The 16,220-nt window shown below is 42.8% G+C and carries 18 protein-coding genes; 6 read left to right on the top strand and 12 right to left on the bottom strand.

The genetic code is table 11. The features are described from left to right. Nucleotides 1–94 precede the first annotated feature (94 nt). Both QXR61_01145 and QXR61_01140 read left to right on the top strand, forming a co-directional pair. Nucleotides 95–1,237 (top strand): CBS domain-containing protein, encoded by a 1,143-nt coding sequence (locus QXR61_01145; GenBank protein MEM3756560.1) that lies wholly within the window; start codon nt 95–97, stop codon nt 1,235–1,237. Nucleotides 1,238–1,382: 145 nt separating this feature from the next. Beyond that, entirely contained in the window at nt 1,383–2,897 is a 1,515-nt protein-coding gene (locus tag QXR61_01140) for a nicotinate phosphoribosyltransferase (GenBank protein MEM3756559.1), read from the top strand. A gap of 17 nt (nt 2,898–2,914) precedes the next feature. On the opposite strand, the gene QXR61_01135 is transcribed toward QXR61_01140, so the two are convergent. Further along, entirely contained in the window at nt 2,915–4,840 is a 1,926-nt protein-coding gene (locus tag QXR61_01135; GenBank protein MEM3756558.1) for an ASKHA domain-containing protein, read from the bottom strand. Nucleotides 4,841–4,960: 120 nt separating this feature from the next. After that, entirely contained in the window at nt 4,961–5,425 is a 465-nt protein-coding gene (locus tag QXR61_01130) for a DNA polymerase ligase N-terminal domain-containing protein (protein ID MEM3756557.1), read from the bottom strand. A 269-nt stretch (nt 5,426–5,694) separates the two neighbouring features. Between QXR61_01130 and QXR61_01125 the strand changes: the two genes are divergently transcribed. Both QXR61_01125 and QXR61_01120 read left to right on the top strand, forming a co-directional pair. Continuing rightward, entirely contained in the window at nt 5,695–6,681 is a 987-nt protein-coding gene (locus tag QXR61_01125; GenBank protein MEM3756556.1) for a D-glycerate dehydrogenase, read from the top strand. A 110-nt stretch (nt 6,682–6,791) separates the two neighbouring features. Then, a complete protein-coding gene (locus tag QXR61_01120) occupies nt 6,792–7,325 on the top strand; it encodes a THUMP domain-containing protein (protein MEM3756555.1) in 534 nt (177 codons plus the stop codon). 13 nt (nt 7,326–7,338) lie between these two features. On the opposite strand, the gene cgi121 is transcribed toward QXR61_01120, so the two are convergent. The 5 genes from cgi121 to rtcA all read right to left on the bottom strand — a co-directional run bounded on the left by cgi121 (nt 7,339) and on the right by rtcA (nt 11,782). Next, entirely contained in the window at nt 7,339–7,890 is a 552-nt protein-coding gene (gene cgi121 / locus QXR61_01115) for a KEOPS complex subunit Cgi121 (GenBank protein MEM3756554.1), read from the bottom strand. Then, nucleotides 7,887–8,486 carry a phosphoribosyltransferase gene (locus QXR61_01110; protein ID MEM3756553.1) on the bottom strand — a complete coding sequence of 200 codons (600 nt, stop codon included), beginning with the start codon at nt 8,484–8,486 and terminating at the stop codon, nt 7,887–7,889. Before QXR61_01110 ends, cgi121 begins: the two co-directional genes overlap by 4 nt. A gap of 78 nt (nt 8,487–8,564) precedes the next feature. Further along, the gene (gene htpX, locus QXR61_01105; GenBank protein ID MEM3756552.1) at nt 8,565–9,539 is read right to left on the bottom strand and encodes a zinc metalloprotease HtpX; all 975 of its coding nucleotides are present in this window, start codon (nt 9,537–9,539) and stop codon (nt 8,565–8,567) included. 80 nt (nt 9,540–9,619) lie between these two features. Continuing rightward, on the bottom strand, nt 9,620–10,720 hold the full coding sequence (locus tag QXR61_01100) for a DUF402 domain-containing protein (protein ID MEM3756551.1): 1,101 nt from the start codon (nt 10,718–10,720) through the stop codon (nt 9,620–9,622). A 27-nt stretch (nt 10,721–10,747) separates the two neighbouring features. After that, nucleotides 10,748–11,782 (bottom strand): RNA 3'-terminal phosphate cyclase, encoded by a 1,035-nt coding sequence (gene rtcA, locus QXR61_01095; GenBank protein MEM3756550.1) that lies wholly within the window; start codon nt 11,780–11,782, stop codon nt 10,748–10,750. Nucleotides 11,783–11,996: 214 nt separating this feature from the next. Between rtcA and QXR61_01090 the strand changes: the two genes are divergently transcribed. Continuing rightward, nucleotides 11,997–12,374, top strand: coding sequence for a hypothetical protein (locus QXR61_01090; GenBank protein ID MEM3756549.1), 378 nt, complete (start codon nt 11,997–11,999; stop codon nt 12,372–12,374). A gap of 20 nt (nt 12,375–12,394) precedes the next feature. On the opposite strand, the gene QXR61_01085 is transcribed toward QXR61_01090, so the two are convergent. The 4 genes from QXR61_01085 to QXR61_01070 all read right to left on the bottom strand — a co-directional run bounded on the left by QXR61_01085 (nt 12,395) and on the right by QXR61_01070 (nt 14,808). Beyond that, entirely contained in the window at nt 12,395–12,772 is a 378-nt protein-coding gene (locus QXR61_01085; GenBank protein MEM3756548.1) for a DUF2153 family protein, read from the bottom strand. A gap of 102 nt (nt 12,773–12,874) precedes the next feature. Continuing rightward, nucleotides 12,875–13,150, bottom strand: a complete 276-nt coding sequence (locus tag QXR61_01080; GenBank protein ID MEM3756547.1) for an acylphosphatase — start codon at nt 13,148–13,150, stop codon at nt 12,875–12,877. A gap of 57 nt (nt 13,151–13,207) precedes the next feature. Further along, nucleotides 13,208–13,531 carry an arcadin 1 gene (locus QXR61_01075; GenBank protein MEM3756546.1) on the bottom strand — a complete coding sequence of 108 codons (324 nt, stop codon included), beginning with the start codon at nt 13,529–13,531 and terminating at the stop codon, nt 13,208–13,210. An 80-nt stretch (nt 13,532–13,611) separates the two neighbouring features. After that, nucleotides 13,612–14,808 carry an ATP-binding protein gene (locus tag QXR61_01070; protein ID MEM3756545.1) on the bottom strand — a complete coding sequence of 399 codons (1,197 nt, stop codon included), beginning with the start codon at nt 14,806–14,808 and terminating at the stop codon, nt 13,612–13,614. Nucleotides 14,809–15,148: 340 nt separating this feature from the next. Between QXR61_01070 and QXR61_01065 the strand changes: the two genes are divergently transcribed. Then, on the top strand, nt 15,149–15,301 hold the full coding sequence (locus QXR61_01065) for a ribbon-helix-helix domain-containing protein (protein ID MEM3756544.1): 153 nt from the start codon (nt 15,149–15,151) through the stop codon (nt 15,299–15,301). A gap of 112 nt (nt 15,302–15,413) precedes the next feature. Here the strand turns inward: QXR61_01065 and QXR61_01060 are convergent, their stop codons facing one another. Then, nucleotides 15,414–16,220: an orotidine 5'-phosphate decarboxylase gene (locus QXR61_01060; protein ID MEM3756543.1), complete on the bottom strand. Its 807-nt coding sequence runs from the start codon at nt 16,218–16,220 to the stop codon at nt 15,414–15,416.

Raw genomic sequence — 16,220 nt, 5'->3', positions numbered from 1 at the left:
TCTCATCTAAGTAGTAGTTAATGTCAGATAAAACCGTCAGCCATAAAAAGGTTTGAGAACATATTTTATTTTAAGGTTTTGGTTGGGGATTAGTTTGAGTCTAAAAGAAAAGATTGTCGGCAATTTTATATCTGAATGCCTTATCGTTGAACCCTCTGCGCCAGTATCAAAGGCAATCGGTTTAATGAAAGTTAGTGATTCCTACGAGGTTTTCGCGCATGTTGGCAATAAAGTTGGAACTGTAACAATAAGAGATATTTTAAGGGTAAAAAACCCCGCCACTACGAAGATTGAAACCATTATGAGTTTTATCCCAAGCTTACCGCCCAATGAAGGGCTTCTTAAAGCGGCTAGATTGATGGCCGACTATAGGTTGAGAGCGCTCCCAATAATTCAAAATAATGAAGTGATGGGCAAAATAGACATTAGATCCATAGTTAACGAAGTCAAGAATAGCGCTTTAGGTAAAATAAGGGTTTCAAAAATAATGAGCCCCTCGCCCATAACATTATCGGCTGGCGAAAAAGTTTCTAAAGCTAGAGGGATAATGCTTCGGAGAAGAATTGATCATCTGCCAGTTATCGAAGGCGGCAAGGTCTCTGGCGTAGTAACATCCTCCCATATAGTTTTTAGCCTAATGACCGACGTTGGAAGCGAGAAATATAGCTCTGGGGTGCCAGACATGCTGAGCCCATTAAGCCAGCCGGTGGAAGCAATAATGATGAGGACACCATTAAAGTTTGAGCCACAGGTGCCGATTAAAGATGTCGCTGAAAGCATGCTTATGCAACGCTTATCATATTCCCTAGTGACCATTGATGAAGAGCTTCAGGGAATAGTGACCTATAGGGACTTCGCTAAGCTTATATCTGCCGAAGAATCTAAAGCTGAATTTCCAGTATACATTGTTGGTTTACCGGACGATCCATTCGAGGCCGAGGCTGCCAAAATAAAATTTACTCGCCTAATTAATGGTGTAAGCAGGTTTCTTCCGCCAATTATGGAAGCGCGAAGCATCATTAAGGCGTCATCTTTAAGTGGGCAGAGAAAAAGATACGAGGTTAAGGTTACCATAATAACGGCTGGAGGAACATATAATTACTCTTCGAGCGGCTGGGATCTGCCGCTAATCTATGATGAAATCGTGTCCTCCATAAAGAAGACGGTAGCCACTAAGAAAAGAGTTGGTAAAAGGGGGCGCGGCCAACAACCTACGGAAACTAATCTCTGGCAATAAAAATCCCTAGCTGAAGCATCTCAAGCCTAATCTTTTTCGATAAGATCGTTAGAAACCAAAAATAGATTAAGTTAAATAAATCTCCGAAAATTATCTTTCTTGTAACATTTAATGGTAGCCAGCATACTTGAGGTGAAAACAAGGCTTGAAGAAACTTGAATCCGGCCTCCTAAGCGAGGATGATCTTTTTCTCTTCGTAGATTACTATGAGCTAACCTCTGGAAAATGCAATTTTGACCATGGAGTAAACAACACGATAACTGAAACATACTTTTTCCGCGAGGTTCCAAAGCATCTAGGCTCCTACGTTATCGCGGCGGGTTTAGAGCAATTCATCAGCTACATTCAAATCTTAAATAGGGGGTTGAGTAAAAAGCATCGCGAGTGGCTTGAGAAAACCGCTGGAAGGGATTTAAGCAGCGAGTTTCTGGATTACTTAGAGAATTTTGAGTTTAAGGGCGACATTTACGCTGTTCCAGAAGGTACGCCAGTTTTTCCAAACGAACCAGTGATAAATGTCACAGGCCCATCTATAGATGTTCAAATTCTCGAAACATACTTGCTTAACATAATGAATTTTGAGAGCTTGGTTGCGACGAAAGCCTCCAGAATAGTTTACGCTGCCAAGGGAAGAAACACGTTTTTCTCGCCAAAAACTGTTGTTGATTTTGGCGCAAGAAGGGCTCATGGAAGGGATGCTGCAGTTTTGGCGGCGAGAGCAGCATATATTGGCGGATTTGATGGCACATCGCTCGTTATAGCCGCAATGAAGTGGGGAATACCGTTTGTTGGAACGATACCACATAAGTTTATTGAGGAACGCTATAGGGGAGCTGGCTCATTTAAGGAAACTGAGCTGTCGGCTTTCATGGAGTACGCTGAAAGTTTCCCGCATAATGCTGCTCTCCTAGTGGACACTTATGAAACTATTGAGGGCATTAAAAACGCTATAAAAGTGGGTTTAGAACTTAAGAGAAGGGGTTATAAGCTTGCTGGAATCAGACTTGACAGCGGAGACCCGGTGGAACTAAGTAAAATAGCGCGAAAAATGCTTGATGAAGCTGGTTTAACTGATACGCGGATTATTGTGAGCGACCGCCTAGACGAGTTTGTGATCGAAGACGCCTTAATGAGGGGTGCTCCAATAGATGGATTCGGTGTTGGAACAAAGCTTGTAACCGGTGCAAACTACGATTCGCTGACTAAGGAGGGAGGGGTTTCAGCCCTAGACGGAATATTCAAAATAGCTGAGACAAGCGACAAGAAGGGGAACCTCATACCGGTGACAAAATTTACAAGTAGCGCAAGTAAGGCAACGCTTCCAGGTAGAAAGCAAGTTTGGAGGAGAACAGAGAATGGGCAATATGTAGAAGATATGATTGCCCTTTGGGATGAGGAGGTTGAGGGCGCGAAACCTTTACTCGTTCCGATAGTTATCAAAGGCGAAATAGTTTATGATTTTCCGGAACTTAAGGAGATAAGGAAGTATTGCGCCGAACAGCTGGCTGCCCTGCCTGAGAAATATAAGCGTATAAGGGGCAGCGAGCCATATCCGGTGAAAATAAGCGAAAAACTCAGAAGGATGCAAAATGAAATGTTTGAAAAATATTATAAAGAATACTTTGGAGCGGGGCTTAAGATATGCGCTAAAAGCGTTTAAACTTTAGACGTTTTCGTCTATCGATTAAATATTATTGGCGGCTTCTTAATCTCTCTGCCAAGTTTTCTGAGTTCTTCTATTGTTTCGGGATATCTCTCCAGATCAGCGTATGGTATTAAATGTGAATTCAGAAATTCAGCCTGGAAATCCTGCTCAGCCCCAAGCTCAACATATTTAACTCTTCTCGAAATCTCTTCAGCTTTTCTCCGCATTGAGCCTGAAACTAAAGCCATTCTAGCTCCGGTTCCAGCCGCATTGCCGACGATTTTAACCCTGCTTAACGGTATTTCAGGATACATGCCTATAGTTCTCGCATTTTTAGGATCTATATATGAACCGAAGGCCCCGGCGATAAATAGTGTGCTGATATCCTTTTCTCTTACCCCCATCTTCTCCATTAATATCATGCATCCCGTATGTATCGCGGCCTTTGCGAGTTGAATCTCCCTTATGTCCTTTTGGGTGACTACTATGTCGCTTCCAGTGGCGGTCTCATTACCCCATGCGAGCACAAACTCGTATCCGGCGTTTCCTCGACGCAGCCTTGTGGAAGAAATATCTTTATTAAATGTTCCAAAGATGTCGATTAATCCGGCTTTAAGCATTTCTGCAATAGCGTCGACCATAGCTGATCCACATATACCGCGCGGTTTAACACCATCTATAGTTTGATACTCGACTTCTAGGCTATCCAAGTTTATTCTGATTTTCTCAATGGCACCGCTGGCAGCCCTCATACCATGCTTTATATGGGCGCCTTCAAAAGCTGGCCCTGAAGCGCATGAACACGCCAGAATCCCATCTTTATTCCCTAAAACAACTTCAGTATTTGTCCCAATATCAAGCGCCATACAGAGATCATCTCTCTCATGTATTTTAGTTGCCAATATAACTGCGACAGTATCCGCTCCAACGAACCCGCCTATTAACGGTAAAATATGAATGTTCCCATTCTGATTTATTTTAACAGCTAAATCTTTAGCTTTAACATTTACGCTATGCTTTATAACCGGCGGGTACGGTGATAAAGCCACGTATTTAGGACATATGCCTAAAAATAAATGATGCATGGCGGTGTTGCCGACAACAGTCATCTCATAGATCTCTTCGGGATTTACACCAGTTTTATCCATTAGATTCCCTAAAATTTGGTTGATTCCGCTGATAACCGCCCTCTGCAACTCTGTTAGCTCGCTATATCCCTTAGACGCGTAAGTTATCCTTGAAATGACATCCTCACCATAAGATACTTGCGGGTTCATTAGCGAGTCAACAGCCAAAACGCTCCCATTGTTTAAGTCAAGAAGGTAGCCTGCAATCTTGGTTGTCCCTATATCGAAAGCGCATCCAAACAGCCTTTTAGTGGTATCTCCTGGCTCAACGCTAATTACTGTTGTTTCCCCCGAAACAACAGCCGTCACTTTCCACTCGCTCTCCCTTAAAACTGACGGCAGATCTAGAAGTACCCCATAATCTACGGCTAAATTTTTAAGCCCATATTTTCCCCTGAGCGCGTCAAGCAACCTGTCAACATCAGATCTAATATCTTGCAGGCTTGGCATAGGTATCTCAACGAAGTATTTTTTGATAACGGGTTCTAGAGCAACTGGCGTTTCAACACCTTCCACTTGAAGTCTCTGCCTACCTGTCCTACTCTCCTCAGGGATCCTTATGAGAAGTGGACCTTTAATGACCGTCTGGCATGCCAGCCTATAACCGGCAGATATATCTGAGTTCGAAAGAAACTTGTATTCAATTTCAGTTAAAGAATTTACATTGCTTATACCGTCCTCAATTATGATTCTACATTTTCCGCATTTGCCGGCGCCGCCGCAAATTGACGTTAAATCCACACTGGCAGCTTTCGCAGCCTCTAGAACGGTGCTTCCAAGCGGGACTTTCACATGTTTACCTTCTGGCTGGAAAATCACATTAACTTTCATTTTCTTTTAGTCTCCTCTACGCTATCTTGGCTTCTAGGCGACGCTGCTTCTCAGCGTTAATGGCATCTAACTTATCATGCATCAAAAACAATACTATCCTTATATTTTTTAGATGAGGCTTTAACCGACCTTAAAGAAAAGCCATCCATCCTTCTGTTTTTTAAATCTAACTAAGCAGTATCGTCCTTTCAGCTTTTCTCCGTGGATATGAACCACTATTTTTTCATCGCTCCAATCTTCAACATCGAATGTTCCCCTATCCCATATCTCGACTTTTCCAGCACCATACTCGCCTTCTGGAATAATTCCCTCAAAATCAGCGTACTCAATTGGATGGTCTTCAGTTTGAACAGCTAGCCTCTTAACGCCTTTAATTGTCGGCGGTTCTTTAGGTATAGCCCAACTTTTCAATACCCCGTCTTTTTCAAGCCTGAGGTCATAATGTAAATGGCTAGCGTCATGCTTTTGAATAACATATATTCTTCCCTCCCTGCCGCCTTCATGTAACCGCTTATCATCCAATCTGCCATGCGGCTCAGGGGTCTTACTGAAATCCCTCTTCCTAAAGTACTCGTCTAAAGACATTTGGATTTAACCCCACTGTTAATGCTAATCTACTTTTAAGATTGATCGGCAATTAATCTTTTCTTAAAGATTTTAAGGGATGGATAAGATTAAATAGTTTGATGGATGAAGATATTTTGGAATGATGTGTGGCGACGGCTCGGAGCCCTTGTTCTACAGGGGCTATGATGCCCTGTTAACTAACCTCCGCTGACCAAAAATGCTTTATTCCCCTTTTATTTCACTCTAATATTTTAATTAACGGTTAAGCCCGAAAGAGGGGTGTAAAATTGAAGCCGAAGGTTATGGTTTCGCCGGGTGTAAGGGGCGACAATCCGGGATTGCTTGAAGAGGAGCTTTCCGATATAGCGGAAGTAATATTCAGCACATTTAGAAGCTCAAAAGAGATTCCAAGCGAAATAAGGGACTCCGAAGCAATGATACTTGGCCTTGAACCAATAAATGATGAGGTTCTCGATAATTTTCCGAAGCTAAAAATTATTGCTAGATACGGCGTAGGCTACGATAACGTTGACGTTAATGCATGCACTAGAAGGGGTATTTACGTGACGCATACACCCGGGATCCTATCGCACGCCGTTGCTGAGCTCACACTTGGCTTAATGCTCTGCCTTTCAAGGAGGCTCATAGAGGCAGACAGCTATGTGAGAACGATGTGGGCGAGCCCTAAGAGATCTAGGCTGGAGATGGGCGTGGATCTCTACGGCAAAACTCTTGGGATAATTGGTTTAGGTAGAATAGGGTATGAGGTTGCTGTTAGGGCGAAAGCCTTTGGCATGAGGTTGATCTACTATGATGTAGAGAGGAAGCATGAGGCTGAAAAAACGTTGAGCGCGCACTACGTCGACTTGGAGACTCTGCTAAAGGAATCCGACTTTGTAACAATACATGTTCCGTTAACCCATCAAACAAGAAACCTTATAGGCGAAAAAGAATTGAGGTTAATGAAGCCTACAGCTTACATAATAAATACTTCGAGGGGCGCTGTTATAGATGAAGAAGCTCTATGTAAGGCCCTCAGAGAAGGTTGGATAGCTGGCGCCGGGCTCGATGTATTTGTAAGGGAGCCTCTTCCCCTTGATAGCCCGCTTATAAATATGAAAAACGTTGTTCTAGCACCACACATCGGAACATACACGGTTGAGACTCGAAGAAAAATGGCGCTAATGTGCATAGAAAACGTTCGCGCCGTATTAATGGGGAACCCGCCTCCAAACCCGGTGCCGGAGCAGAAAGGGGTCGTCTTTAAACGATAACGTTGCTGAGGGATTTTAACCTAGCAGAGAGACTAAAGGCTTCATTACTTTTTGATTTTGAGCGATGCCCAAATATATGTGGGCTTCAAATATTATTTTTGGGGATATCCATGGTTATGGAAGACTTTAATTTACTTATTTCAACATCTAAGGGCAATGAGAATAATGCCTGTTCTGAAATATGGTTTCTTTTAGGCGAGCTAGGCGACAGAGAGGCTTTGGTTGACAGGACAGAGGTTGCCGGGCTCGTTGTTGCTAAAACAAAATTAAACCCCTTCGAGGTGATAGAGGGTTTAAGGAGAATTCTTAGGGAAAGGCCTTGGGAGTTTCGCTATGTTTTGAAGGTTGTGCCAATAGAGGTCGTCGTGAGAACGAGACTTGACGAGATAAGAAGGGCAGCCTCCTCCCTTCACCATAAAATTTTGGAGGATGAGACTTTCCGCGTCACTGTTGAGAAGAGACATACAGAGATGCCGACGAAAGATATAATTGAAGCCGCCGTAGAGAACCTTAATAGAAAAGTGGATCTAAGTAACCCGGATAAAATAATTCTTATTGAGGTGCTCGGCAGATTAACCGGGATTTCAGTTATAAGGCCGAAGGATGTACTGTCGGTCACTAAGGAGAAGCCCTCCCACTTATAACATTATTCGCGGACTAGCGCTGCGTGACTAGGAGAGCTGCCCGCTCAATTAAAACATTTTTTACGGCGCTCTCCAGTGAACCCCTCATCGAAGCCTCTAGCTCGCAGCGGGATATCTTGAACGCGTCGATTATGACGTGTATTTTTTCCTCATTCAACTCAATAATGTTGTGATCAGCCTCTCCGTTAACAATACCTGAAACCACATTAAGCGTGGAGAGAGCTTCCTCGCGGCTATCTGATATGATTACGGCTGCAATGTTTTTTGTGGTTTGTTTAACGCCCAAGATTTCAATGGCTTTTTTAATTTGATCTTGGCCTGAAGCGAACAGCAGAATTTCGATCGGCAGATTTTTAGAGATATTAATGCCGGATTTAAAGGCTTTTAGGGCATTTAAAACAGCGAAATATATGTGCTCAAATCCGGCAATCAAATCCGCGTCTAAAACTTGAACCTGAGAAGTCTTAGATCTAGATCCGATAAGCTTAAAAAGATCGTTCTCAATTTTAGCATTTTTGAATCCCTCAACCATCAGATATTTGCCGAAGACTTCGGCTTCCCTCATTTTATCTCCTCCAAAACATCGTTGAGGAACCTCTCAAGTAAGCGCTTATCCATTCCACCATCAATTAGCTTCCTTTTCACTTCCTCAATGGATGTGCCGCTTCTCTCACATTTCTCAACTAGGTTTTTCACGGTTTCCCTTCTCTCCCATGGAAAGACTATCCAGCGTCTCGTAACCTTAACATAGTAGTCTGGGGTGAATATGCTCCAAGGCTTATAATATATTGTCGCTGTTTTAACAGTTTTTGCACCATTTTCCACGACATGAGAATAAACAATTTTTAGGCTCTTCCCAGTATCGGCAACATCATCCATAATTAAAACGTTTTTTCCCCTCACCGGCGTTGAAAGGGGCTGAGTTATAATGGGTTCGCTTCCAGTCTCAGCGACCCCGCGATAAAACTCGACGCGGATACTAGCTAACTCAACGTTTCCAAGAAGATCTGACATAACTCTCGCCGGAGGCCATCCTCCACGCGATATGCCAATAATAAGATCTGGCTTAAACGAGTCTCTTTTAATCATATCGGCCAAACATAGCAGCATCTCGTAGATCTCGTCCCAAGAGGGGACCTCAAACTCTATATTTAACCGCATTTTCATCCTCAAAAATAAGATTTAAAGATACTAAATAAAAATCTAAAATCGGATTCGGTGTCCTCTAACCGAAAACCGCTACATTAATTCCTGTAATGCTCTCAGTCTTTTAACCATGTTTGGATGGGTTGAGAAGAGTTCGGCTAACTGCTCCGCAAATGTGACTTTACGTCTAGTGTACTCAGATATTATGTCGCTTTCACCTCTCAGCACACCGGTTCTTGAGAGCGCTATTAAATCTTTTTCAGAGCTTTCTGGATCCGAGATGAACAATGCTCTAAACGAGCTTAGGTTTCCCATGTTGCCATATCTTCTACGCGTCCTTGTTGTTGACTCAACTATTTTAATTAGGCCTAAGGCGAGTTTTCTCGCGCCTCCTGGTATAACTGTAGCGCTATGTCTGTCAGCATAATACTCTCTCAGCCTACTTAGGTACAGCGTGAAGAGCGTTAGAATCCAGTAGACGGCTATGCTGAGTACCCCTATAAGAGCCAGTAATCCGCCGTTTCCTCCTCTATCTCGTCTACCACTGTAATACATTGATGACCACATTAGGGAATACCCGATATAGTAGAATATTGCTGGTAGCAAAGAGACGAACATCATAACTTGAACGTCACGGTGCTTTAAATGCCCTATTTCATGGCCTACAACTGCTTCAATCTCATCTAAGTTAAGCGTATTAAGTAGACCCGTTGTAACCGCTACCCTATTACCAGTTAAAGGTGAACCGTACGCGAAGGCGTTAGGTATCGGAATATTGGCTATTCTCAGTTCCGGCGTCTTTATACCGCTTCTGGCGCTCAGTCTCTCTACAATTTCATAGAGCTCTGGCTCCTCTGTCCTAGAGACTTTTCTGGTCCTGTATATTGCGTCAATTATGTATGGTGCGATTAACCACTGCAACACGTTTATGAAGATTACGAATATGCCTAGAGTTAAGATATTTAGTACTCCAAGCAGCGAGAGCACTATTGTAATGGCGAGAGTAGATAAACCTATTATTGCGGCTAGGGTTGCAAGCATTGCGAGCTTCAGCTTAAGAGCACTCATGTCTCTATATCACCAAGAGATAAGTGAGAAACTCTGAAATATATCTTTTATTCATAAACTTTCCAAATATTCTTCTTAGTTTACCGTCCATCACTTAAAACAAATTTTACTTCCTTCTCTTCCTGCGGGTTTAAGTTGGCGATAGCTTCCTCAACAGCACTAGAAGCAATCTCTTTTAACCTTTCCGATATATAGCCCATCTGCACAGCTTTCTCAAGTTTCTCAAAGTCTATTTTTTGAATTCTTCCATCAGGCCACATGCATACATCTACTTCTAAATCAATATACCTGATTTTACCTGGATAAATCTCGATTGGAGTGTTTATGTTCACGTATGTTCCCTTATATTCGCCATCTCTGGAGAAATAAGATGTTTTGAAGAATAATCCGCCAATCTTCATTCTTGAAATAGCGTAGTCCCCAGGCTCCTTAGGGACTTTAAGCCCATCATAAATCCCCTGCGTCGAGAAAATCCTTACAAGGCTGATACGCTGATCTTCTTCGCTAAACTCCGCTATTCGAGCCTCACCCAGATGGAACACTCTGCCGCTAATCTTTACATGCTCTATGCTGAGCTTTGACCCCTTATATGGGTATTCCCGCAGCATACACTCTCTAAACAGTTCCTCGACATCTCTATATGAGTAACCTTTCTCAAGCATCTTCTCAGCCATCTCCACTATGGCTGCAGCCTTACCACCATACGCCTTATAGTAGTGGTGCCCGCTCAATGTAGGAACAATAGCGCCCCTAATTTCATCAAGCTTCTTCTTTGAGAGCCCCGGAAACTCTACATCTATACGTACAGTTTGGTGGGGGGTAGACGAATAAGCCTCCATTAGCGCCTCGCTTAAAACTTCAGTTAGGCCGTAAGATTCACTAGAATTATTGGGAGGTATCGGTGTGAAGATTGAGCGTCGTCTAATTATCACATCGTCGAGAGAATTAAGTAATACTGTTATGAGTTTCTCAGCTGCCGCAGAATCACCGATAATGCTGATGCCCTGCTTATCAAACCTATCGTTTATTTCTAGATCTGGCTGGCTGCAATCTTCTGGGGATGGAGATAGATTGAACCTTTCCCTTATTGTCGCTGATGGCTGAACTATCTTAAAACCGTTTTTAAGCAGTATTTGCGTCAGCGCTGTGCTGTATATTCCTCTCACCTTCACCTTGAACATTGGAACCATCCCGTTTAACCTACATGGTTAGATTTTCGAGATCTTGTATAACCCATTCGCTTTCTCTATGTGAAATTTTACGCCTAAAATTTCCTCAGCAAGCCATATGTTAGACTCGAGATGATCTGTAATTATTCTTGCTAGGTAAACCGATTCTCCTTTGGCTAAAGCAACATATGGTATAAGCATGTCGGCCATATGAACGTCGACAGTCGCCTTAGCATCAATTTCTTCAAGTAATCCTTTAACAGCTTCTTGGGCTACTGTTTCGCTAGTTTTTCCAATCTCGCCTATGGAATCGCTTCCTAGGAGCGCGCCCTTATCTGTTTCAATCCATAGAACTAGCGAGCTACCCTTCTGTAACGGATTTGAAAAATCGTTTATTATTTGAATTTTAGGAGCTAATCCTCTTGTCTGCAGCAGCCTCTCAGCCTCCTTAGCCTGCCTCTCCGCAACCTTTCTGTCAGCTAAAAATGTGCATACTGATACTCCCCTAACGTCTTCTATTTCACCGAACTCTTCAAGCCTTATAGGCTTAAGTTCCCTGCACGGCTGAACCCTTAATATAACTTCACCCATGCCTTTAGGATAATACCCATATTTCTTAACCTCTATCTGAGCCTTTAACCCCATTCTCTCAAGTATTTTAAGGTAAACGTTTATCAGGTAATTTATGGTTGGCGAATGGCGGACATCTGTCCCCCCTTTAGAAATCCTGAGCGAAACTGGCTTTTTAGCGAATGCACATATGGGCAGAACAGTCATTATCAGCATCGATATGCTGCCAGCCGTCCCTATTTCAGCGGTTAAATCCCCACCAGATATTTCTCTAGGTTTGAACCAGAGCTCTTGGGAGCCAACATATGCGCCCTCAACCTCGGCGTTACACAGCTTAGCCGCCGTTAAGACGGACTCAAGATGCTGCGGTCTAAGGCCAGGCTCGCTGCGCTTCTTCCTAATATTATAGATATGCAGCGGCTCGCCCAGTATGCTGGCTAACGCAATTGACAGACGTAGTATTGTGCCGCTACCGCTCTTCTGGCTGCCGTCAACCTCAAGCATTCCAGCATCCTCTGATCTAATTGATTGTTAAGATGAGATAAATAAAGCTCCAAAGAGAATTAAATTTAACTCGGTTTTTGCAGTTTCCCAAAAATTGTAATCTCAATATCTCAGAACACTTTAAGAAATTGTTAAATATTTTGAAGGTGATAGAGGCATTGAAATAACAGCTCATTTATTTGCCCATTTATCTGCAATTGAGGGCGATTAATGCATGAGTGACAGTGAGATTGACGTTAAAGAAATTCTTAAGCGTTTAGATGACTTAACAAGGGTTTTAAAAATAATTTCTGAGGATCTAGCGGAGATCACGAAAACTCTAAAAGCATACGTTAATTCATATGGCGAGGAAACATCTGCTGGTCAAGTCTCTAAGATAAGATCTATCGATGATATTCAAAGGTTTTTTCCGCAAGACTTACTGGGTTTGCTACTGTTTGAGGTTACGGACGACTATATAATCATTAAACCTAGGCAGTACCTTGGTTCAGAAAATTTTGCAAGGGTTGCCTCAATAGTGCGCGATCATCTTAAAGGGGAGTATGTCAGCCACGGTAAAAACTCTCATTTCAGAGTCTCAAGGAAGAGCTAGAAAATAAGGATAAATTCTATTTAGATGTAGAATGTTTCGTCAGGTCTTCTCCTAGAACTCTCTTCAGCTTCTCGTCTAGCCTCTAAGACAACCCCGCTTTTTCTAGCGCCCTGCTTCGTCACCTCGATATCGTATTTTATGAATTCCTGGACAAACTCACCTAAACGTCTGTTCATTTCCGCTAGCTCTTCTTTACTAAACGCGACCATTATATCAGGGTTGTTAACCCAGTTCATCCACCCAAGCAGGCTCCTATGCAGAGATAGTAGGATGAAGCGCATTGACTGAACGATCTCAAGTCTATCCATGTCTTTTCTTTCAAGAAACCTTCTTATCTGCTCTAAAGATCTTTCGGACGCCTGTATCCAGCTTTCACTCAATATTTCCCACCCCGACAACTCTCTTTTCTCCTACTTAATTGAACAAGGCTCTTGCTGCTAAGTATAAAGTGCGCAATCACTAATATTCCTTTTGGTTGCAAAAGGAAAAGTTTAAATGCGTCAGTATAGAATTTGAAAGCCCTTAAACTCTCCCGTCGGGTTCTCCCATATGACCTTCACATCTTTAACCACGGCGCCGGGCGGCCCCCTTCGGCAAAACTCTATCATAGCCTCAACATTTTCTTTCTCCCCCTCAAAGACAGCTTCAACTCTTCCATCGGGTAAATTACGGACCCATCCGCTGACGTTATTTCGTATAGCTCTTAAGCGGGTCTCATGCCTAAAGAAGACTCCTTGAACCCTTCCGCTGATAAAGACATGGGCTCTAATCTTCACTTCACCTCAGCCCCTTTTACCGTCTAGGAGGCTAAACGCCTCCTTGTCTGAAATGTATTATTGCACTTTCCTAAACTTTATGGTTTGATCGGATAGCTCAACATCATATACTTGGTTAACATCGAAGTCGACGCCTAAATCCTCATATTCGCGCTCTGTTAGAAACAGTATTATTTTAGGCATGCTTATCTGTGTTTGAATGCTGAAGAGAGGGATTTGCTGCTGCAAAACCTTAATCATATCTTGAACCATTCTAGCCTCCTCGCTCATGGGCCTGATAGCAAACCTCGGCGTCGTCTCCTCTTGTACAAGCTCTATGCGTTTGCCTAGATTCCCTTCTAGGTCTCTAACGGACTCTATCCTTTGAACTCTAACCCTCATGACCTAACACCATGAAAAGTAGTATGTTGCACGCCTATAAAAAGATGAAAGAAAAAAATTAAAAGAGGCTCAGATAAATCTTATTCCATCTCTATTGTCGCAGGGGGTTTAGGCGTTACATCAAAATAGACTGCGGAAATCTCCGGGCAGCTGCTAAGGATTTCTTTAGCCGTCTCCTTTAGGCAGCTCCACGGTATACTGGCAACATTAGCTGTTAAGAAGTCTTCGGTTTCAACCGCTCTAACAACTATAGAGTATGGCTTATTCTCCTCAACCTCAGAAACTAGATATAGCGCTCTCGCAATACGTGGGTTTTCCTCTATCATGGTTTTCTGCATGTCAAGAAGTCTATTTAGGGGCGGCGTATAGACTTCGCCGTCAATCAAACATTTAACAGCAACTATATCACCATACTTGCGTAGATTATCCCTAATGCCGGTCGCTTTATCCTCAAAAACTTTCACAGAAACATTTTCCGGGCTAACCCCTAAAGATGATGCGGCAGCATCCACTATTTTCTTAGCCTCAATAGCAGACTTAAATTTATTATCTATTATAGCTGCGAAGTACTGACTCGGCCTATAAGAAGATATTTTTTCCTCAACTATCATCGTCGACTTCTTCAGAGCTGCCAGTTTCTCAACTCTAACTTCACCAACAACTCTAACTGATAGCCCTGGACCAGGAAACGGTTGGCGCTCACTTATTTCAGGCGGAATCTTTAAATACCTTGCAACTTCCCTAACCTGCCACTTAAGTAAGCTCGCTAAGGGCTCAACGACCCTGAAGCCATAGAGCTCGCGAGTGTTTAAACCAATCTGCTCCAAAACATTATGCTGGGTTTTTATTCCACCCTTTGTCTCAATTATGTCGGCTAGTATTGTTCCCTGAACTAGAAAATCGCACTTTTCTCTTTTCGCTATCTCACCTAAAACCTTATAAAACGTTGTTCTAAAGGCTTTCCTTTTCTCTTCAGCATCTCTAAGCCCCTTAAGAGCTTCTAGGAAGCGCTCCTGAACACGCTCAATTCTAACTGGAAGGTTGAGTGGGGGCTTCGAAAGGGTCTCTGCAACTCTTTCAGGCTCATTAAGTCTCATGAAAGCGTCGTCGAGAATGACGCAGATTAAATTGTCTCCTATAGCCATATGCGTTAGCACAGCACAGGTCGAGCTGTCGACGCCGCCAGAGACCGCTATAAGCGCTTTACTACTGCCGATAACCCGTTTAATCTCTTTAACCTGCTTTTCAACAAAGTCCCTAGGATCAAAACTACCCAATTTTAACACTCTCTAGCTAAGTGGCTAAACAGTGTTGTTTAAATCTAAACCAATAAGTTTTTTGGTAGATAACGGTTTAACAGCCATTAAATTTTGCTGCCAGTCTCTTACATTAAATTTTTCTGGAGAACATTATTATGCCGCATCAAAGTAACAAAACATTTTGAAAATATTTGGAAGCCAAATCCTTCATTATTTCAATATTTATGTAAAATTTGCGCCATTAGGATATCTTTAAAAACGTTTTATGCCTAATCGCTTTGGGTTAAACCCATGTTTAAGATTTAAATTTTCCCATAATATAGAGATATTAGGCGAAACTTATTGAGGTGTGTTTAAGATGAAGCTCGTAACCGTTTTGCTTCCCGAAGCCTACCTTGAAGGCTTAGATGAGCTCGTTAGACAAAACATGTATCCCAGTAGAAGCGCAGCCATAAGGACTGCTGTGAGAGATTTATTAAAACGTGAATTATGGTCCAAGCAAAAGATCTAGATGGAACCATGAAAGATAACGTTTTAATCTACGGCTGAAAAATTTAAATACCGCAGCTGACCGATGAGGAAGCCCGTTGCTAGGGATCTGCTAATGACTAATGGACGGACATCTAAGGTCGGCTGCCTAAATCCGCTCTGCAACCAATACTGTTAATGACTTTATTTGAAGAATCCCGAAACCTTCTGGCGGCTTCAGCAGGCTCTTCAGCTTCAACTATCGATCTTCCAACTATTAAGTAATGCGCACCAGCCAGTATAGCTCTCTCAAGGTCTCCACCCTGCACGCCAACCCCCGGCGAATATATCGGTATACTCTTTCCCAGAATAGCGTATACTTCACTTATTTTTTCAGGATATGTTGCGCCAACTACTGCCCCGTCAGCTTTCCAAGCCAGAGCCTTCTCAGCGAAAATAATGTACTGTGGTTTAATTGTCCCTGTGTTTTCGTCGTAAACCTTTTGTCCGTAGCCTTCCCAAGCAGCCTTGTGGCTCATATAAACCAACAATATTATGCCGCGCTCCATTTTTTCGGCAACTTCGAAAATCGGCTGGAGGCCATCTTCCCAGCCGACGAAGGGATTTGCGATGAGCGCATCAAACCCGGCTTCAAAGTAATTTTCCGCTATTACACGATTCGTGCTTCCAACATCATTAGCCTTGCAATCTATTATCGCCGGTAGCCCAAGATCCTTAGCCTTGTCTAGGATTCTCTTTACGCCATCAAATAGTCCGAGCGGTAAAACGAGGTGATGGTTGATCTTTAAAGCGCATATATACTCGTAAACTTCGTCAAGTATCTGCATGCTCTTTGAAAAAAGTTTTTCACGGCTCTCAGCGACAACATCTAGAGCCAAAACTATTCTCGAACTCTTTTTTCTCTCAGCTTCCTCTAAGAGAGACTTGAATCTTCCACACAT

The organism is Candidatus Bathyarchaeia archaeon, from assembly GCA_038882715.1.
GTDB lineage: Archaea > Thermoproteota > Bathyarchaeia > Bathyarchaeales > DTEX01 > DTEX01.
This window is presented reverse-complemented; position numbering and strand designations above follow the sequence as displayed.